Origin of the sequence: Legionella drozanskii LLAP-1 (assembly GCF_001467585.1) — a bacterium.
In the GTDB taxonomy this organism is placed as follows: Bacteria; Pseudomonadota; Gammaproteobacteria; order Legionellales; family Legionellaceae; genus Tatlockia; species Tatlockia drozanskii.
The window spans coordinates 209,930-228,464 of the sequence record NZ_LNXY01000020.1; the positions used below are offsets into that span (position 1 = coordinate 209,930).

The following is an 18,535-nucleotide window of genomic DNA, read 5'->3' on the forward strand; positions in this document are numbered from 1 at the left end:
TGTATTATGAGATCCCTTATTCTAGTCCTAATATTAGCGCTTGTTGGCCTCCAATATAAGTTATGGCTGGGAGATGGAGGCATATTTCAATGGATTGACCTTGAAAAGAAATTGTCCGCGCAAGAAAGCGAAAATGATAAGCTAGAGGTTCGCAATCGTGCTATCGAAGCAGATATTGTTGAATTACAAAGCGGTGATCAAGCGCTGGAAGAGCAAGCTCGCTATGAGTTAGGTATGGTAAAAACAGACGAAATTTATTATCAATTTGTTGATAAATAATTAATTAGCAAAATAGGTATTATAAAGATTGAGATAACTACCGTCTTTTTCCATCGCTTGTAATTGCTGGTTAATGCGCGCAATCAAGGAACTTTGAGAAGGCAGTGCCATGATTCCTATTCCTTGCCCTAGGGAAACGGAATCACCCAAGAGTTGAAATTGTCCACCTCCGTTTTGTTTCCAATAAAGGGCTGACGAGCGATGAATAAAGGCTGCTGCAATATCCCCATCATTTAAGGCGGTAATTAAATCCTCTATATCATTGTAGGGAATACTTTGAAATTGATTACCATAGGTTTGCATTAAATAAGTATTAATTACCCCTCCGTCTTGTTCTCCTTTAATCATTCCAACTTTTTTTCCAGTTAAGTCATTAATACTGGTGTAATCGGAACTTCTTAAAGTTAAAAATTGCCCTTTACTGAGCATGTAAGGCAGACTAAAGAGATATTGTGTACCTCGATTCTGAGAGATGGAAATGCCAGCAATAGCGAGATCAATTTTACCTTCATTTAAAGAAGTGAATAAATTGGTATAGTCCATGGGAACTATGTCGCATGTTTCTTTGATTCCTTGGCAGATAGTGCGCATTAAATCTATATCAAAGCCATCACCAGTGGACATTACAAAAGGTGGGTAAAAAAATACGGTACCCACTTTTATCTTCGCATAAAGAACAGGGGGGTTGTATAAAAAGCAAAAGAGTAGCGCTACTAACTGAGTTTTGAGTTTCATAACATTGCTAATCCTTTGCTTTTTTGAATAAATAAGAAGATGTGGTGTATTAAATTTAGACATTTTTTTTGGTTTTGTAAAATCGCGGGGGATCCAGTAGCTGCTTAGTAAGCAAGAAGGAATAGTGTCCTGTGAAACTCTACAGTAGCAGTTCCCGTGTTCAGCCCAATAGGTATTAGTTAAAGAATCTATTGCCACTAAATAGCAATGAACTCTATAGCGCTCATAGCTGGGGGACTATCCCAAAGACTTACAACATATCCACCACCGCCGGAACCAGTTGGTTTAACTGCTAAGGCACCTAAATCAAGTAACATTTGCATATGTTGTTGTAAGGTTTCGCTGACTAGCCCCCAGTCTTTAAAGCAGGTTGCTGTTGCACCGATGGCCTCTACAAGGGTCCCCAAAGAGTTTTCTCTGTTTTTTTCTAAAGCACTACACGCCTTCCTGACACTCTCATTCATTTTCTGGTCAATACGAGCAGCATGGCTAGCATCGGCCTGCCATAACTGTTGAACTTGGTTGATGCAGTGCGAGGTAATGCCAATCTGGCCACAGGAAGATAAAAACCAATGGGGATGCCAAGTTTGTTTAATGGGATTCATCTTACCTTGTTGAAAATAAATACCGGTTTCGGCAGCTACTCCCGCTATATCGAGACCGCTGCTTTTTCCATGAAATAAATTTTCTAACTCTTTAGCAAACGAAAAAACAGATTCGTTACCTAACATATTCTGCGATTCAAACCATCGAGCCATCGCGACACAAAGCGCAGCAGATGCGCCCATACCAACCCCAATAGGGATGTCACTGTATAAATGGAAATGGCCACAGAGGCTGTTTAGCGATTTTCCAAGTAATTGTTGACCTTGTTCCAATACGCTCCAAAACAATAAATGCATATCGGAACCGCTGGGGCCTTCATAATCAGCACTAAGCTCAGACCCTGACTTTCGGTAGCTGAGGATTAATTTTTTCTCTTTAATAGGAAAAACGAGGGCACCGTGTCCACGAAGAACAGCGTGCTCGCCCGCAAGAATCCATTTGCCGTGTGTAGTAGTTTGAAAATCATAGGACATCATAATTGCCAATTAAATAATCTTGTTTAAAGCGAAGGGCCAGTTCTGTCTGATCGGGACGATAGAGTAAATGGATATTAGGACCAGCATCCATAGTCACAATTGGGCCATCGCCCTCCCGATTCCATAATTCTTGTAAACTTTTTAATGCTTCATCTGCTGTTTCAGTTATATAACTAAAAGGTGGATTGCTGGTAGCAAATAAATGATGCATATCTTGAAATTCAAGCCAGCAGAGATGATAGGCATTCGCCCAATCTTTTGCTTTGAGCGCTCTTAATAAAACTTTCAGGTTCTCAGTGGCCCGGTAGCTACGAGTTTCGTAATGACTTGAACTTTTAACTCGTACATGAGCCTCGCTGGAAGGAACTCGTTTTTCAGCGTGACTGATTATAATGACTTGATGTTGCAACTGCATGTAAGGTAGTTCTATGGCCTTAACTGAGTCTTCTTCCCAAAGTGCCCAAGGAGAATAAAATGAACGGCAAGATGAGCCTGAACCTTGCATACTGAGTTGAGCTTGCTTTTCGATAGAAAGCAGAGGTTGTGATTTAAGTTCGCTGAGCGCAAGTGCTGCACATTTGGTGAGCGCTGCAAAGCTAGATGCAGAACTTGCTAAACCACTACTCGTTGGAAAATTATTACTTGAACGAACAACAAAAGAACCATTGTAGTTAAAATAGGCCTTCATTCGCGCCAAATGTTTCAGAAAACGTTCCTGCGCTAAAATAGATAAGTCGAATGGCGGAGCGCCTGGGATTTCTAAAGGCTCCCAAAAATCTTTCTTTCCCGCCTGGCTTTCAAGCATCACCGATGTTAGCAGGTTATTCAGCGTGTAAGATAAGGATGAGTTGTCTGGTATATTATTTTTACTATCTTTTTTACCCATATATTTTATTAGGGCAATATTAGCGGGTGCTTGGGCAAACCATTGCATAACGATTCTCTCCTGCTCAATAATTAATACCCGGGGGCATCATTCCAAAGAATTTTATGCAGCTGCAATTGAAATCGCACAGCTAATTTGTCTTTTACAATCCAATCAGCAAGCTTTGTTGGGTTTAATTCATTCCAGCTGGGAGAAAAAAGAATATGAGCTCGTTCTGTTAAACGGTATTCTTGCATCATTTGACAGGCCCAATCATAATCTTCGCGGCTACATAAGACAAACTTGATTTGATCACTTTGCTTTAAATGTTCTAAATTTGAAAATAAATTTTTCTCACTTTCACCTGAATCTGGAGTTTTTAAGTCCATGACAACCATCACTCGCTTATCGACCTGAGCAATATCTCTTGCGCCACTCGTCTCTAATGAAACTTGATAACCTTGATCACAAAGTTCTTGCAAAAGAAAGATACAACCTGGTTGAGCAAGCGGCTCGCCTCCTGTGACACAAACCTGTTTGCATTGGTAAGCGGAGATCTTATCTAAAATAGAACGAACCTCTGTTATTTCACCCCCATTAAAGGCATAAGCCGTATCGCAATATTGACAGCGTAGGGGACAGCCAGTTAAACGAATGAAAACCGTGGGGAGGCCCACGGTAGTTGATTCGCCTTGCAAGGAATGAAAAATTTCGGTGATACGAAGTGAGTTACTAACTTGCTTCATGAGACGCCTATAGACTCCAATTTTGTTGTTGCTAATTGTGCGGTTGGTGTATCAGGATAATTTTTTAATACTTGTTGTAGTCGAAGTCTTGCTTCGTTTTCTTTACCTGACGCTGCTAGTGCATAGCCGATTTTAAGAGTAGAGGCTGCTGCTTTAGAGGATGAGGGAAACTGTTTTAATACGGTTTCAAAATGTTCAATTGCTTTGGGATAATTATTTTTAACCATATAAAGCTCGCCCAGCCAATATTGTGCATTTGCGGAATATCCACCTTGTGGATATTGCGTTATGAAGGCTTGCATAGCAACGAGGGCATCATCAAAATGCTTGTTTTTTACTAGATCGTAAGCAGCAAGATAACTAATTTGCTCGTTTGCCGGATTGCTTCGTGACGAGTTAATGACCCCTGAAGCAATTTGTTTCTCTGGTTGAGTAGCTTCGGTAGGCTGAATCGGAAGAGTGGTTTTCGGTGCTACTGCAGCTACGTTAGGGCCGACAGATAGCTCTTGGGGTTGTTCAGTAGGTGTTGCTTGAGCTGATTGCACTGGTTTGGTTGCATCAGAACGCATACGAGTGTCTAAATCTTTATAAAAAGCTAATTGTTGTTGCTGTAATAATTTTAAATCATGGGCTTGTACTTCTAGCTGTCCGCGTAACTCTTGGATATCTTGCTGTAAGCCCTGGAGTTTATTCAATAATTCGGCGCTATCACTATTATTACTACTCTCATGATTATCTCGTGCAAGAGCAACTTCATCGCTATTATCACCATATTCATCAAGCTGCGCTTTGGCAACAGGCTGCTCGATAGCAGCCTGTTGATCATCGAGAATAGCGAAGTTTTCACTATCATCAACTACAGGAGCTTCAGCAAAAACCTGCCAAGATACCAGGCAGGTCATGCATAAGCTAAGTAGAAGTCGATGGAATTTCATCATCGTGTGGCCTCATAGGTTAACTCAACACGACGATTCATCTTGTGAGCTTCTTCATCGTGACCGGTATAAAGTGGACGCTCTTTACCATAGCTAACGACACGAAGTTGTTGTCGGCTAACGCCAGCCATCCGCAGCAGATTAGCTACAGTGTTAGCACGGCGTTCACCTAATGCAACGTTGTATTCGCGGCTTCCTCGCTCATCAGTATGTCCAGCTAAGAGAATATGGGCACCTGGATTGGCTACTAAGTAATTTGCTTGTGCCATTAAAGAAGGTTTATATTTTGATGCAAAAGAAGAGTCATCATAAGAGAAGAGATAACGTTGATTGTGTGGTGCTTGAGTAGTATATGATTCACCCGGTGCTTGACCAGCAAAATGACTAAATTGCCCCAAGCCGTGTGCAGAAGCCCCATCTTCACCATAGCTTACCCCTGCGCTACCATGGTGTTTAGAACAAGATGCGAGCAGAACAATACCTGCAGCAACAAGTCCTAGCTTAAACGATCTGGCTTTCATCCGTTTTCTCCTTCTTATTTTCATAGTTTACAAATTAGGTTAAGAGCCACAATGGCGGCCCATTGTACAATTGTTTTATACATTTGGCCAATGTCATAATGCTAATAAGTTGATTCCACGATAGCAAGAATTTCCATTAATTACGGTTAGAATCTTGTCTAACTTGTGAGAGCACAAAAGCAGTTACCTCTGCAGTAAAATTCTGTGTTGCAATATTGGCCGCAGTTACGCCGCCATAAGGCGTATCGGCTGGACATTTTACTCGTTGGTTCAACAAGCGGGAAGCGACAACTCGATTATCACTAACATGAGACAACACAACCTTAACAATCAACTCTATATGGCTGGGAATTGTTATAAAGTTTTGTTGTAATTCAATCAATTGGGTATCTAACCGGTAATCGGTTAGCTCTGAGTTAGTTGTAGAGGTTACTGCATTAAAATAACCACTACGTTGTAAGCTCTGAGCGATTAAGGGTAAAAGCATCTCAGCTGGTGGGTCGACCCAAACATTATGTGCAAATGAGCTAAGTTCAAAGGGTTTTTGCATATAAAGCATATCTTCGGTTTGATAGCCCGCAACCGCTTCAGGCATTGTTATCAAAATAGACCGCTTCGAAGATTGAGAAGTAAATTGCTTGCTACTATAGGCTTCTAATTTGTAGGAATTGGATTGCTGTAATTTAACCGGTGAACAAGAGGCTAAAAGAATAAGTAAAGCCCAGATAGTCAATTTAATCACATTTATTCTCCTGGTCCAGGCTGGGGTGGTGTGGTGCCGCGAATAACCACAGCAGGATTTTGGCGCATTTCTTTACTTATTTTTTCAAGATTGGCTGCGATCACATCGAGACGACGCATTAAGGTAATCGCTGGTGGAATAGTTTGTTGAGAGATCTTATCAATTGCTGTTTTGCCTGATGTCATAGTGGTAGAAACTTTATTACCCGCATTCGTGAGAGAGGTTGCCATTGTATTAAACTTTTTCAGTCCCGATTTTAGGTCTGTGACAATTTCTGGAAAATGCTCACTCACCTCTGCTGAATTCTGTAAAAGTACTTCTACATTTTTAATGCTATGGTTAAGGTTTGGACCATTTTTGGCCAAAACATCTGAAAACGATCGGATATTGGCTAAGGTATGTTGTAAATTGTCTAGATTATCTTTGCTAAAAACCTGACTGACTTTAACACTTACTTTATTCACATTGACAGACACTTCTTTAAGTACCTTATCAAGCTGATTAAATAAAGAAGGCTTAGCGGGAATAATGGGATAAGGCTGATTCAGACCTGCTCTTAAAGGCGTTAAATCGCTGGATTCGGCTGAAAGTCCGACGTAAGTGTTGCCCGTAATGCCCTGAGAAATTAAAGTAGCCATGGTGCTGACTGTGATAGGAGTACCATCTTCTATATTGAGCAAAATTTCAACTTGGCGGGGATCATTGCGGTTAAGCTCGATTTTGCTAACAAAACCCACTTTAACCCCATTGTATTTAACAGGAGATTGTTCGCTAAGACCGGAGACTGCTTCGCGAATAAAGACTGCATAAGTCTGGTATTTCTTTTGGTCGAAGCCGACGGACAGCCAGAGTCCCGCAGCAACCAAAGCCCCTGCAAGAATCAATACTGCTAAGCCCACCATTGTATAATTGGTTTTTGCTTCCAAAAAACCTGCTCCCGTTATATTTGTTATCTTTTTACCGGTACTTTTAAGATCAGTTTAAAGTTTACTGAAATAATCAGCAATCAATGGATGTGGATTTTTTATTAATTCTTTATAAGGAGCGGCACATAATACTTTTCCCTCTCCTAAAAAGGCAACTCTATCTGCTATCTTTAATGATTCTAAATCATGACTAATCATTACAATAGTTAAATATAACGCCTCTCTTAAAAAAAGAATTAGTTCATCAAATTGTCTTGCACTATGTGGGTCGAGTCCCGTTGTAGGCTCATCCAAAAATAATAACTCAGGGTCCATGGAAAGAGCTCGCGCAGCAGCTGCTCGTCGTTGCATTCCGCCACTTAATTCAGAGGGAAATTTGCCTGCCGATTCTTTCGGTAATCCTACTAAAGAAATCTTTAGCATGCCTAGCTCTTCCATGAACGTTTTTTTGAGCGCGGTAAATTCCTGCATGGGGAACATAATATTTTCTAAGACATTCATGGATGAAAAAAGGGCGCTATGTTGAAACATCATACCCCAGCGGCGACGCAAGGCATTGGCTTGATAGGTATTAAGCTGACTAATGTCGTTTCCAAAAATCTTTAAAGAGCCAGCAGTTGGTTGCATAAGCATGAGTAAGCTGCGTAAAATGGTTGTTTTGCCGCTGCCGCTTCCGCCGATGATGGCTAGAATTTCGCCTTTTTCTACGGTTAGATTGACATCGGAATGTACCCATTGCCCGCCTAAATAGTTTTTTAATCCAGAAATTTCGATGATTGGCTCACTCATTAGATACCCATCCAACTGTAAACGACAGAGTAAACGGCATCGGCAACAATGATTAGAAACAATGCCTGGACAACACTTTTAGTGGTTTGTGAGCCAATCGTATCTCCACTGGCTTGCACCCTGAAGCCTTGAAAGCAGCCTACCAGCGCAATGAGTATGGCAAATGCGGGTGCTTTATACAGCCCTAATAACATCTGTTCCAAGCCAACTGATTCTTTGAGGCGCGCTAGAAAATCGAGATAGCCAACATTCAGCATCCATTTGGACATGAATATAGCGCCGATAATACTAAAAACATCAGACCAGAAAATAATCAAAGGAAACACAAACAACAAACCCATGACTTTGGGCATGACGAGCAGTTCGGTAGGCGATAGCCCCATTGTCAGAAGTGCATCGACTTCTTCATTAATTTTCATACTACCTATTTGTGCAGTGAAGGCAGAGCTTGTGCGTCCGGCAACAATGATTGCAGTAATTAATGGGGCAAACTCTCGAAATATCGCCATTCCAGACAGATAAGCAATAAAAATATTGGCTCCATAAGTTTGCAACTGTAATCCCATTTGATAAGCAAGCACTACTCCGATAAGAAATGACAAGAGAGCAAGAATAGGTAGGGCTTGGATACCCGCGGAATGAATATTGGCCACGATACTGGGAAATTGAAACCGTCGCCAATTGCCAAGAGCTTCAAAAAATTTAGAACTTAAATCGCCGATTAAAATGATTAAACCGTCAGTTTGTCGTATTTTATGGATCGTTTCTTCGCCAATTCTATCTAGTAGGTTCGGCTGTTTGACAGTAGGTGGTTTGTAAGCGAGTATTTCTTTCTTTTCTTGGACTAAGTCTAATAGTTTTTTCTGTTCTTTGTTAAAGTCAGTTAATTCAACATCTTTCCCTTTGCTTTTTAAAATGTCCATGCAATGCGCCAAGGCTAAGGCACCAGAACTATCAAATTGAGTCATGGCGGCACCGCTGATTTTCACTTTTTTCTCTGCAGGAATGGTGGAAGTATCAAAACGACTTAATAAATCATTCAACTTTAAAACAGACCATGACCCCTCGCATTGATAGCAGAGGTTTTCTTGATCAAAAGTAAAATTGGTTAAAGGTGTTGCCTTAGCCATAAGAAATTTTATTAGAGGAAATAACCTAGCATAATACGAAATAGGTCATTGCAGCAAAGTAAGGTTTGAATAATTTTAGAAAAATGAAGAACTACCCAACAAACAGGTGTAAAGTTTCTAGAAAATCTAGTTGGAAGAGTTAATTTGTGATAAAATCCAGACCATTTTTCTGGCGAAGTAAATGGGCATGCAAGACGACTATAGCCAATTTGAAAAACGCAAACAAGATCACATTGAGCTTGCTTTAATGCAGGTAAATCAAGCGAGTGAACTCAATGTCTTAGATCATTTAACTTTAGCGCACGAAGCGCTTCCTGATCTTAATTTTGCAGAAATTATGATTACTAGCCAGCGTTTTGGTAGAGAAGTTTGCAGTCCTTTTTTTGTGAGTTCTATGACTGCTGGACATCGTGGGGCAGTGAATATCAATCGTAATCTGATAACAGCTTGCGCAGAGAGTGGTTGGGCAATGGGGGTGGGTTCGCAACGTCGTGAGTTAACCGACCATCAAGCAGCTCTTGAATGGTATGAGCTGCGTCGCGATTTCCCAAAAGTAAGTCTCTTTTCTAATTTAGGGATTGCCCAGTTAATTAATACGCCTTTGCTACAAATTCAAAATTTAATTGAAGCCTTAGAGGCAGAAGCGCTTATTATCCATTGCAATCCCTTGCAAGAGGCGATTCAACCTGAAGGTACGCCGCAATTTAAAGGCTGCTGGGATGCCCTCGCTAATCTAGTAAAGCAGATCGATAGACCCATTATAGTAAAAGAAACCGGTTGTGGTTTTTCACCCAATACGTTAAAGCGCTTAAATGACATTGGCGTTGCTGCAGTAGATGTCAGTGGTTTAGGCGGAACGCATTGGGGAAGAATCGAAGGACATCGCGCTAGTGAAGGAAGCATTAAACAGCGAACCGCAGTCACTTTTCGGAACTGGGGAGTCGATACGGTACAAACGGTAATTCAGGCGGTTTCTTTAAATCCTAGTTTTGAAGTCTGGGGCTCAGGTGGCGTCCGTAATGGCTTAGATGCCGCAAAATTATTGGCGCTCGGCGCAGCCTCAGTGGGTTTTGCCAAACCAATGTTAGATGCGGCGTTAGAAAATGCGCAAGCCGTACAAGATCTTATGAAATTAATCGAATATGAATTAAAGGTTGCTATGTTTTGTACTGGTAGCCGAATAATCAGTGAGCTAAAGGAGAAGGCATGCCGTTAAGTAATCAAGCAGGTCAATTATTCCAGGGATTTTCTAAATTAGCTCGCGAAGAAAGGTTTCAACGCTTATTAGAGTTGGGAGCGTTAACCGAGGAAGATATTCGCTATTTACAAGCAGGTGGTGTGCAAGAGACAGTGCTCGCTGATAAGTTAATCGAAAACGTGATTGGTTATTTTCAGCTTCCATTAGGCGTAGCCACGAATTTTTTTATCGATGGAAGAGATTATGTAATCCCTCTAGCTGTAGAAGAAACATCGATCATCGCAGCGCTCTCAAAGACTGCAAAATGGATAAGACAGCAGGGTGAAATTACTACTCAAGTAGAGGGCGAATGCATTATTGGCCAAATTCAATTGGCAAAAGTAAATAATTTGGCACGTTTTGAAACGCTTTTTCATGAAAGCAAACGTTTTTTGATAGAAAAAGCAAATGAAGAAGTTGCTTCCAGCATGGTAAAACGCGGCGGTGGAGTGGTTGATTTGCAACTGCGACATCTAGCCCGCGAAGATGGTGGTGATATGGTAGTTATTCATCTAATGATGAATAGCTGCGATGCAATGGGCGCTAATATCATTAACCAAGTTCTAGAGTATTTAAAAGAACCTTTAGAAAATTTAACTGGTGAACAAGTCACCATGTGTATTTTGTCCAATCTAAATGATCAGAAATTAACGACGGCTAAAGTCGTCATTCGTGATGTCGACCCCGAGCTTGGTGACCGTTTACAAGAAGCTTCCTTATTTGCAGAAACTGACCCTTACCGTGCAGCGACTCATAATAAAGGTGTTATGAATGGTATTGATCCTGTCTTAATCGCCACCGGAAATGATTGGCGGGCCGTCGAAGCAGGCATTCACGCTTATGCAACACGCGATGGAAGGTATCAAGCAATTACTCGTTGGCGATATGAACAAGGGACTTTAACAGGTCAATTAACTGCACCAATTATCGTCGGTACTGTGGGCGGAGTGACTGCGCTTCATCCTACTGCAAAACTCTGTCTACGAATGATGGATATTGAATCTGCTAATCATTTATCGCGTATTATTGCCGCAGTTGGTCTTGTACAAAATCTAGGCGCACTTAGAGCATTATGTACTGAAGGAATTATTCAAGGGCATATGAAATTGCACATCGATAATTTAGTGTTAGTCGCGGGAGCGACGGACAGTGAAATGCCTGTGCTGAAAGAGCGCTTGCAACGCTGGTTGACCACGAATAAACGCATCAGTTTAAATAATGCCTGTGCTTTGTTAACTGAAATCAGGCAAGTGCAGACTGCAACATGAAATGGCGTATTCCAGCAAAGACTTTTTTACTCGGTGAATATGCTGCTGTGGCTGGGGCCTCAGCGATTATTTTAACCACATCGCCTTGTTTTGAACTATCGTTGACCGAGGATAATATCATGCAAGGTATTCATCCAGATTCTCCGGCAGGGCAGTGGTGGGCTCATCATCGCATTTCATCTCAGGGCATCAGATGGCATGATCCTTATCAAGGAAAGGGTGGCCTCGGAGCATCGAGTGCCCAATTTCTTGGCGTTTATTTAGCGAGTTGTCGTTTATTGCACGTTGAGCCAAGTCCTAAAGCTTTATTAGATGCTTATTATCAATGCGCGTGGCGAGGCGAAGGTTTGAGGCCTAGTGGTTACGATTTGCTAGCACAATCGCAAAATCGCTGTGTTTATATTAATCGCGAACAGCAAATCCTTAAATCGTATGAATGGCCTTTTAAAGATATTTCTTTTTTGCTTTTGCATAGTGGTCAAAAATTAGCAACGCATTATCATTTAAGGAACATGAGCTTACCCCCCACAATAAACCAGCTAGCTGTCACTGTGGAACTTGCTCAAGCAGCGTTTGAACAGGTTAATAGCGAAGAATTAGTCAAGGCAGTAAACACTTATCAGCAACAATTGGCCAATTTACATTTGGTTGCTCCTCACAGTCTGGAGCATATTCAAATTTTTAATTCACAATCTGATGTTTTAGCAACCAAAGGCTGTGGGGCTTTGGGAGCTGATGTTTTATTACTAATAGTGCCTAGTAATTGCTTAAAAACAAAAGCAAAAAATTTAACGGCCGAGGGATGGACAGTTTTAGCAACGAGCGAAGAATTGTATACTGGTCGTGCGTTAATGAAAAATAAACCGCATAAAACACTTGAAATTTTACCCTGATCGGGTATGATTCCAGCCTCTTTGGGGCCGTTAGCTCAGTTGGTAGAGCAGGAGGCTTTTAACCTCTGTGTCATAGGTTCGAATCCTATACGGCCCACCATTTTGACACAAAAGTTTGTGTCGTAGTTTTATGTGAAGAGTTACCTTGTTAGGGCCGTTAGCTCAGTTGGTAGAGCAGGAGGCTTTTAACCTCTGTGTCATAGGTTCGAATCCTATACGGCCCACCATCCTAACAGATATTCCGATCATCCACCGCAATGCGCTCGTAGCTCAGCTGGATAGAGTACTTGGCTTCGAACCAAGGTGTCGGGGGTTCGAGTCCCTCCGAGCGCGCCATTTAATTCGTTTAAAATCAAATAGTTATAAATTAAATTTACATTTTTTGAAGAATTAGAAAAATGAGATGTAGCAAAATTCTAACACCCCTCTCCAGTCAGCAGGAAAGCCAAGTACCTTTTGTATAGCTATAAATTGGATTTTCAAAAAGAAACCGCTATGAACTCGGTCTCGCACTTCAAATGGTCTATCACGCCAATCGGGTCTAGCTTTGCCAGAAGGTATGCCTTTTATTTTTTAAAATCAGTTGGTTATTCAATAAAATTCGAGTGCGATTGCCATACGCTTTCGTGCAATGATATCTCAATTCTTGCGCAACTTTTTGAAGTATCGTTAGATTATTATCAATAATAATTCTCCTTTTTCACTGATTATCTTAAATCGCTACGGGCACTCGTAGGCTAGGTTTTTACTGCAGCGCTAGTAGATAGGATTTACTAAGTGTCTATCAACGTTATCTAAATCGCTTTATGGTGCAGAAAGAAGGAAATTTTAGAGAAAACCCAGGAGTAAGAATAGTGATTGCGCAGTCTACTGCTCAGATGGTAGTTACTGCTGCGAGGAGTTTTAGTGCTCTCAGGTTCCCGCGATATTATGCGGACTTTGTTGTATCTTCATTATACCATTGCAGCGATAGTGTTAGTTGTTGCATTTTAGTTAGAATCCGTCTTTAATCTTGCAAATAAATTAATAAACTCTAATCAGGAGCTGTTATGCAAAGTAAGTTTGTGCCTGTTAATGCTGAAGATTTCCTAAATAATCTCCTAAACACTGAAGGGGGGGCTAAAGCAATCTTAGTGAAACTAGAGCAAATTAATGGCCTAGCTCTAAAAGAAATTCTGGGTAAAATGGACTCTATTCAGATAGATACTACTCTTCAAGCTATAAAATCTCAGTCACACAACCCTTGGCTTGATCAACAAATTCAAAGTAATTTAGAACTCGTATCGACGGCAATGGCCGAAGTACCACCGGAACAGGATGGAATACGTTTTTTTCCCTCCCCCAGCAGCGAAATGTTGAAAGGCATTAAAGAAGCGATAGAGCAGTATAAAGCGTGGAAAGAAATAGATAAAGAATACAGTCCTATTTTGGAAGAGGAGTTAAAGAAGAGAAATACTTCTTGCCAGCCTTCTTTAAACTAGGGTCTGTTTAGCAAAGCCACAGCAGGTTAAGCAACTAGAAAGAACTTATGCTGCTTTTTTAGAGGCAATAACGATATTTTCAGAAACAGTAAAAATGGAGTTTTTTAATTCATAAATACTAAATGCATTGAAATTCCAATTATGGGGTCGCGCGTCTTGCTTTTGTTTAATTCTAACTGAAAAAGCTAAAGGCAAGACGCGACCCCGATTCCTTATATTCGATGGACATCTTTAGTATATTGCGCCCTTAGAATCGTGACGGGTGGAGTTCGCAGCGCTCATTTATTGATTAGATATTGAATTCATCGATCGGCGAGGTTATGCTGGGTGTTGAGATTGTTCAATTTGCGGAGAAAAATCGGGTCTTTCCCAATTACGGGGGCAATTTCTTAGCCCCATAGCACTCTAACTCTCAGTCTATAATTTTCAAAATTTCTAAATCCATAAGCCCTTCGTTGAATCAATTCATTTTTCGATGAAAGCCTTCTGTTATTCCATTATTTTTCGTAAAACGCAGCATTCTAACGACTTCGTCTCTCCATTTAAATAATGTATTACCTAAAGTTTTAAGAGGTTGAAAAGGGCTTTGTTTGAGTTGGTTAAGCATGTCTAAAAAGCGTGGTAATAACCGCTTACACTCTTTTGCAGTACAGTGCTTTTTGTTCAACAACAGATGCAACTGCTGTTTAAAGTCATAAATTGCGGCGATTGCAGGTTGTTGCTCTAGGTAGCTATTACGTTTTGATAATCTTAAAGAGGTTAAGTTCTCAGGCTTAGTTTTTAAAGCCCTCAACGTACCTCTTTGATATTTCATTTTAGGGTCAATTTGATGGAAGGTTTGCATACTTAGCTGATTGACAAGGCGGATAACATGAAAGCGATCTGCAACGATTTTAGCATTAGGGAAATACTTTTTGATTAAAGAACGAGGGGATCCATACAAATGACTTGGACTCGTTCTTTTCCTGGAAGTTGTTGAAGGTAGTCTCTTAAAGCAGGTTCACTGTGGCCTGGTACTACATCAAATACTTTATGCTTTCTAAGGTCATTTAAATTCCACTAAACTCAACTATTAAAGACTATAATTATCTTAATTGACAGCTTAAGGAGTAAATTATGTATGGTGAAGAGAATGTAATAATAGAAGATTGTAATAACATTTTACGTAATAATGGGTTTTCTACTGATGAATTTAAAATCACAATAGAAAACGGTACCAGTTATAATCCAAACCAAATAGTAGGCGTTCAAGTATGGATTACAGTAGAAAAGAAAGCTATAAGAAAAAAATATGGTTTATACCGTACTGATTGGCCTACTGATTTTGAAGCTGATTTAAAAAATGGCTCTTTTAATTAGGTAGGTAGTGACGCACTCTCTCTTCGACCCGATTGGTCAAATTGCGATAAATGATTACTTATATTAAAACTTTTATTTATGCAATTGAGTGAACTATTTATTGCATGAATACCCTAAAGACTCCAGTCCTTTCTCCAAATAATAAGCAATAGTGGGTTTTGAAAATAAGTGGGCTGTTAAATTAGGAGGTAAATTATTTCTTGCCTCTTTATGTGCACTACTCCAATCTTTTTCAACAAAATCACCTCTGCCTATATACATCAAAGAAAGTAGATCAACTTTCTCGTCACTATTGAGGTCATTTATTATTTCTTTTACTTCGGTATAACTAAGATCATCAGCATGATCTGCCAGAATTTGTTGCATATCATAATCATATTCTGAATTTGGTGCTTCTTCTTCGAAGGTAACACCCTCTTTTGCCTGAAATTCCTTTGCTTTGGCAATTATAAAACAAACAGTTTCAGGCAATGTAAGCATTTTGCTGCGGATTTCCTGGCTGAATAAAAATCAACTGTATCTGAACTTTTATCAGCCCATCGTTTAAGCAACTTACTAATATACTCAGGTATCACAACGTATTTGTTTTGGCTTAACCCGCCATTCAATGATTTGATTAAGTGTTCGAACAACTTGCTCTGCCGGCAAATCCCTTCACATTGCGTAAATATAAAAACACAGACCAAAACTCCAGTTTCGCTGATTTTGTATCAAACGTTCTAACCAAAATGTTTTCTTTTATTAGATCAAGAAATAACTAGGATAATTGTTCGAACTGAAAAAAATAAATTAAAGTGATCAATTCTTTTGTGACCACAACGTGTCTCACTTGTGCCGGTACTCCGCTGTTCTAGGTAGTTCTAGGCAGTTGTATTGTAACTTGACGTTTCGCAAGTGATGATTAATAACGAATCTTTAATGCTATGGCATCAGACTTCGAACCAAGGTGTAGGGGGTTCGAGTCCCTCCGAGAGCGCCATTTTTTACGAAAAACCTTATTTTATATCATGTGAAATTGTTCCAATCCAGTTTTTGGGCTAATGCCTTAATCGCTTTAACAAAAAATATTCTAATGATTCTATAGCCTTATTTGCTCCCTCTTTTTTGAGCAAGGAAATATGAATATTATTTAACTTAGGCAGTATGGGATTTTCAATCGATTCTAGGTAGCTAGGAATCATGGTTCGTTGAATCGCACTAATGCCTAAACCTGCTTTTACTGCTGCCATCCTTCCCGCATAACTGGGGCTTGAGTAGACAAGGCGCCAACGAAGGCCTGCTTTTTCTAAGGTTTGGATAACATTTTCTCGGTACACACAAGGTTGAGGCGACAGGACTAATGGAATAATACTGTTTCTATCCATTGATGAAAAAAAATCCGGTTTCCCTATCCATTCAACTGCCTCGCTCCAAATGTTTACCGCCTTGAGCAAGGTTTCTGGTTGATGGGTTTTAAGTAATACGAGATCCGATTTCCCTTGGGTAAATCGGGTAAAAATGTTAAGCGTTAGATCGCATTCAACATTGAGAGTAACTCGAGGATGCAGTCGTGAAAAATCGACTAGTACATCAGATAAGACCATTGTTGCAAAATCTTCGGGTAAGCCAAATCGAATTTCCCCCGCAAGTTCTGGTTCTTTAAATCTATCTAACGCTTCTCGGTGCAGCTCAAAAATTTTTCTTGCGTATCCAAGAAACAGCTCGCCATCGGTGGTTAATGAAAATGTTTTTCCCCGATTAATCAATGACTTTTCAGTGATCTGCTCAAGCTTTGCAATTTGTTGGCTAATGGCCGATTGCGTTCGCCCTACCTTGTCGGCTGCTTTAGTGAAACTGCCCGTATCTGCAACTGCCAGAAAACATTGAAGGGTAACGGTATCCAGTGACATTAGCTTTCCTAATAAATAATATAAGTATAATTAATTGTACTTATATTAGCATTCCTATTATATTTTTCCAATATTAATTGAAAATCTAATGGAGAGCACTGTGCCTTATTTTAGTGAATACCTAATCTTTTACCCCATACTCATGGTACTTATTACTTTGCTGGGTTTCATTATAAATGGCCTTCTTTATAAAAAAAATCCACTCAAAGGGGCTCAACTCGCTTCGCTCACCATTGGAATAGGGCTGATTTGTGGCCTTATAGGCATACTCTACATGCCAAGTCAGCTCAATAACACGGTATTTCTTGGCCTCAAAGCGGATCGACTGTCTTTATTGATGAGCGATTTAATCTTGTTTGTCAGCTTTATTGTTCATCAGTTTTCCAGGCGCTACATGGCCGGAGATAGAAAGTATAAGCACTATTTTCTTAAATTAACCGCACTAACCTTTAGTGCGATTGCGATGGTATTTGTTGATAATCTCCTGTTGTTCTGGATGGCCTGGAGTTGCAGTAATCTCTTGCTAGTTTCTTTGATGATTCATAAAAGCGAATGGCTAGCTGCTAAACACTCCGGCACTTTGGCATTAAAAATATTAAGCTCTGGTAGTTTGGCCCTGTTATTGTCTTTTTTCTTGATGTATCAAGCAACTGGAAGTAGCTCAATAACGGACATCAACGCACAAGCCACCCAAATTCCCTTACTGTCTTTAACCAGCATCATCTCATTTCTTGTATTAGGTGCGCTGACTCAATCGGCTCAATGGCCTTTTCACCGTTGGCTGACCAGTTCATTGAACTCGCCTACGCCAGTCTCTGCTTTAATGCACGCAGGCTTAGTGAATGGTGGTGGTTTTGTTTTAGTTCGATTTGCCCCTTTATTATTATCCGAAGGGCGTCTCTTGCTGGTATTGTTTCTCATCGGAGCACTCACAGCGATTTTGGGAACCCTCTGGAAGCTGCTGCAAAGCGATATGAAGCGTATGTTAGCTAACTCCACCCTGGCGCAAATGGGATTTATGATGATGCAATGTGGTTTGGGTCTTTTCCCTGCCGCAGTGGCTCACTTATGTTGGCATGGCTTATTTAAAGCCTACCTGTTCCTTAATGCAGGTTCCGCACTTAAAGCTAGAAAAGAAAAAACTCCTGCGCTTAAGCATTCGCCTTTAGTTTTTGCTCTTTCTTGCTTGGTTGGATTGGCAGGTGCTTTAAGTTTTGCCCTGGTTAGTGAAAAATCCCTATTCACCTTACAGCCTACGACCTTTCTAGTTGGCTTTGCTTATATTTCAGGCACACAACTGGCTTATGCGTTGCTTAAAGGTGGCGCACTGTACAAAAGAGTTCTGCCTGCATCCATCCTCGTTTCTTTAGTGGGCCTATTTTACGGTGAAAGCATTCATCTTATCGAATCATTTTTCCCAACTTACTCAGTAAAAGCATTACCCAATTTAAATCTAATACATCTTTTGGTGTTTGCCCTGTTTTTACTCCTATGGCTGGGTATGAATTTAAAAAGCGCTCTCGGTTTACAACGTACTAAAGTATGGAGCCAATTGTATGTGAGCGCCTTAAATGGGAGTCAGCCACATCCCAAAACTATTACGGCCAGCCGCAACACCTATCAATATTAAGACGAGTCATCCAATGATTAGGAGTAAT

19 protein-coding genes, 3 tRNA genes and 2 pseudogenes are annotated in these 18,535 nt (G+C 40.4%); 10 read left to right on the forward strand and 14 right to left on the reverse strand.

Going from position 1 to position 18,535, the window contains the following annotated elements:
• Positions 1 to 6 precede the first annotated feature (6 nt).
• Positions 7 to 279, forward strand: coding sequence for a cell division protein FtsB (gene ftsB / locus Ldro_RS05330; protein ID WP_058495378.1), 273 nt, complete (start codon positions 7 to 9; stop codon positions 277 to 279).
• Here ftsB and Ldro_RS05335 read toward each other — a convergent pair whose 3' ends face one another.
• The 10 genes from Ldro_RS05335 to Ldro_RS05380 all read right to left on the reverse strand — a co-directional run bounded on the left by Ldro_RS05335 (position 280) and on the right by Ldro_RS05380 (position 8,750).
• Positions 280 to 1,014 carry a transporter substrate-binding domain-containing protein gene (locus Ldro_RS05335; RefSeq protein ID WP_058495379.1) on the reverse strand — a complete coding sequence of 245 codons (735 nt, stop codon included), beginning with the start codon at positions 1,012 to 1,014 and terminating at the stop codon, positions 280 to 282.
• A 197-nt stretch (positions 1,015 to 1,211) separates the two neighbouring features.
• Positions 1,212 to 2,093, reverse strand: coding sequence for a mevalonate kinase family protein (locus tag Ldro_RS05340; protein WP_058495380.1), 882 nt, complete (start codon positions 2,091 to 2,093; stop codon positions 1,212 to 1,214).
• Positions 2,083 to 3,030 carry a GHMP family kinase ATP-binding protein gene (locus tag Ldro_RS05345; protein ID WP_058495381.1) on the reverse strand — a complete coding sequence of 316 codons (948 nt, stop codon included), beginning with the start codon at positions 3,028 to 3,030 and terminating at the stop codon, positions 2,083 to 2,085. The genes Ldro_RS05340 and Ldro_RS05345 overlap by 11 nt, the downstream gene beginning before the upstream one ends.
• A 23-nt stretch (positions 3,031 to 3,053) precedes the next feature.
• On the reverse strand, positions 3,054 to 3,707 hold the full coding sequence (gene queE, locus Ldro_RS05350; RefSeq protein ID WP_058495382.1) for a 7-carboxy-7-deazaguanine synthase QueE: 654 nt from the start codon (positions 3,705 to 3,707) through the stop codon (positions 3,054 to 3,056).
• Positions 3,704 to 4,645, reverse strand: coding sequence for a tol-pal system protein YbgF (ybgF, locus tag Ldro_RS05355; protein ID WP_058495383.1), 942 nt, complete (start codon positions 4,643 to 4,645; stop codon positions 3,704 to 3,706). The genes queE and ybgF overlap by 4 nt, the downstream gene beginning before the upstream one ends.
• Entirely contained in the window at positions 4,642 to 5,163 is a 522-nt protein-coding gene (gene pal, locus Ldro_RS05360; RefSeq protein WP_058495384.1) for a peptidoglycan-associated lipoprotein Pal, read from the reverse strand. The genes ybgF and pal overlap by 4 nt, the downstream gene beginning before the upstream one ends.
• A 136-nt stretch (positions 5,164 to 5,299) precedes the next feature.
• Positions 5,300 to 5,905 (reverse strand): ABC-type transport auxiliary lipoprotein family protein, encoded by a 606-nt coding sequence (locus Ldro_RS05365; RefSeq protein WP_083497900.1) that lies wholly within the window; start codon positions 5,903 to 5,905, stop codon positions 5,300 to 5,302.
• Positions 5,906 to 5,907: 2 nt separating this feature from the next.
• Positions 5,908 to 6,831, reverse strand: a complete 924-nt coding sequence (locus Ldro_RS05370; protein ID WP_131764345.1) for an MlaD family protein — start codon at positions 6,829 to 6,831, stop codon at positions 5,908 to 5,910.
• Positions 6,832 to 6,885: 54 nt separating this feature from the next.
• Entirely contained in the window at positions 6,886 to 7,620 is a 735-nt protein-coding gene (locus tag Ldro_RS05375) for an ABC transporter ATP-binding protein (RefSeq protein WP_058495386.1), read from the reverse strand.
• The gene (locus tag Ldro_RS05380) at positions 7,620 to 8,750 is read right to left on the reverse strand and encodes an MlaE family ABC transporter permease (RefSeq protein ID WP_058495387.1); all 1,131 of its coding nucleotides are present in this window, start codon (positions 8,748 to 8,750) and stop codon (positions 7,620 to 7,622) included. The genes Ldro_RS05375 and Ldro_RS05380 overlap by 1 nt, the downstream gene beginning before the upstream one ends.
• 187 nt (positions 8,751 to 8,937) lie before the next feature.
• On the opposite strand from Ldro_RS05380, the gene fni reads away from it, so the two are divergent.
• From fni to Ldro_RS05415, 7 genes are all read left to right on the forward strand, one after another.
• Positions 8,938 to 9,966: a type 2 isopentenyl-diphosphate Delta-isomerase gene (gene fni / locus Ldro_RS05385; protein WP_058496068.1), complete on the forward strand. Its 1,029-nt coding sequence runs from the start codon at positions 8,938 to 8,940 to the stop codon at positions 9,964 to 9,966.
• Positions 9,957 to 11,255: a hydroxymethylglutaryl-CoA reductase, degradative gene (locus Ldro_RS05390; protein WP_058495388.1), complete on the forward strand. Its 1,299-nt coding sequence runs from the start codon at positions 9,957 to 9,959 to the stop codon at positions 11,253 to 11,255. The genes fni and Ldro_RS05390 overlap by 10 nt, the downstream gene beginning before the upstream one ends.
• Positions 11,252 to 12,148: a mevalonate kinase family protein gene (locus tag Ldro_RS05395; RefSeq protein WP_058495389.1), complete on the forward strand. Its 897-nt coding sequence runs from the start codon at positions 11,252 to 11,254 to the stop codon at positions 12,146 to 12,148. Before Ldro_RS05390 ends, Ldro_RS05395 begins: the two co-directional genes overlap by 4 nt.
• A gap of 24 nt (positions 12,149 to 12,172) precedes the next feature.
• Positions 12,173 to 12,248: transfer RNA gene (locus tag Ldro_RS05400), tRNA-Lys, on the forward strand.
• 51 nt (positions 12,249 to 12,299) lie between these two features.
• Positions 12,300 to 12,375, forward strand: a tRNA-Lys gene (locus Ldro_RS05405).
• A gap of 32 nt (positions 12,376 to 12,407) precedes the next feature.
• Positions 12,408 to 12,484: transfer RNA gene (locus tag Ldro_RS05410), tRNA-Arg, on the forward strand.
• Between the two features lie 713 nt (positions 12,485 to 13,197).
• Positions 13,198 to 13,629: a hypothetical protein gene (locus tag Ldro_RS05415; RefSeq protein ID WP_058495390.1), complete on the forward strand. Its 432-nt coding sequence runs from the start codon at positions 13,198 to 13,200 to the stop codon at positions 13,627 to 13,629.
• A gap of 389 nt (positions 13,630 to 14,018) precedes the next feature.
• On the opposite strand, the pseudogene Ldro_RS05420 reads toward Ldro_RS05415, so the two are convergent.
• A pseudogene (locus Ldro_RS05420) lies at positions 14,019 to 14,676 on the reverse strand (ISL3 family transposase); the annotation flags it as partial.
• A gap of 69 nt (positions 14,677 to 14,745) precedes the next feature.
• Between Ldro_RS05420 and Ldro_RS05425 the strand changes: the two are divergent.
• Entirely contained in the window at positions 14,746 to 14,988 is a 243-nt protein-coding gene (locus tag Ldro_RS05425) for a hypothetical protein (protein WP_058495392.1), read from the forward strand.
• A 93-nt stretch (positions 14,989 to 15,081) separates the two neighbouring features.
• On the opposite strand, the gene Ldro_RS05430 is transcribed toward Ldro_RS05425, so the two are convergent.
• The 3 genes and pseudogenes from Ldro_RS05430 to Ldro_RS05435 all read right to left on the reverse strand — a co-directional run bounded on the left by Ldro_RS05430 (position 15,082) and on the right by Ldro_RS05435 (position 16,877).
• A complete protein-coding gene (locus tag Ldro_RS05430) occupies positions 15,082 to 15,468 on the reverse strand; it encodes a DUF3775 domain-containing protein (protein ID WP_058495393.1) in 387 nt (128 codons plus the stop codon).
• Positions 15,458 to 15,636: pseudogene (locus tag Ldro_RS16490) on the reverse strand (IS3 family transposase); the annotation flags it as partial. The pseudogene Ldro_RS16490 and the gene Ldro_RS05430, both read right to left, overlap by 11 nt.
• A gap of 389 nt (positions 15,637 to 16,025) precedes the next feature.
• Complete coding sequence (locus Ldro_RS05435; RefSeq protein ID WP_058495394.1) at positions 16,026 to 16,877, reverse strand: LysR substrate-binding domain-containing protein; 852 nt, start codon at positions 16,875 to 16,877, stop codon at positions 16,026 to 16,028.
• Positions 16,878 to 16,977: 100 nt separating this feature from the next.
• Between Ldro_RS05435 and Ldro_RS05440 the strand changes: the two genes are divergently transcribed.
• Positions 16,978 to 18,507: a proton-conducting transporter transmembrane domain-containing protein gene (locus Ldro_RS05440; protein ID WP_238583974.1), complete on the forward strand. Its 1,530-nt coding sequence runs from the start codon at positions 16,978 to 16,980 to the stop codon at positions 18,505 to 18,507.
• The last annotated feature ends 28 nt before the right edge of the window (positions 18,508 to 18,535 follow it).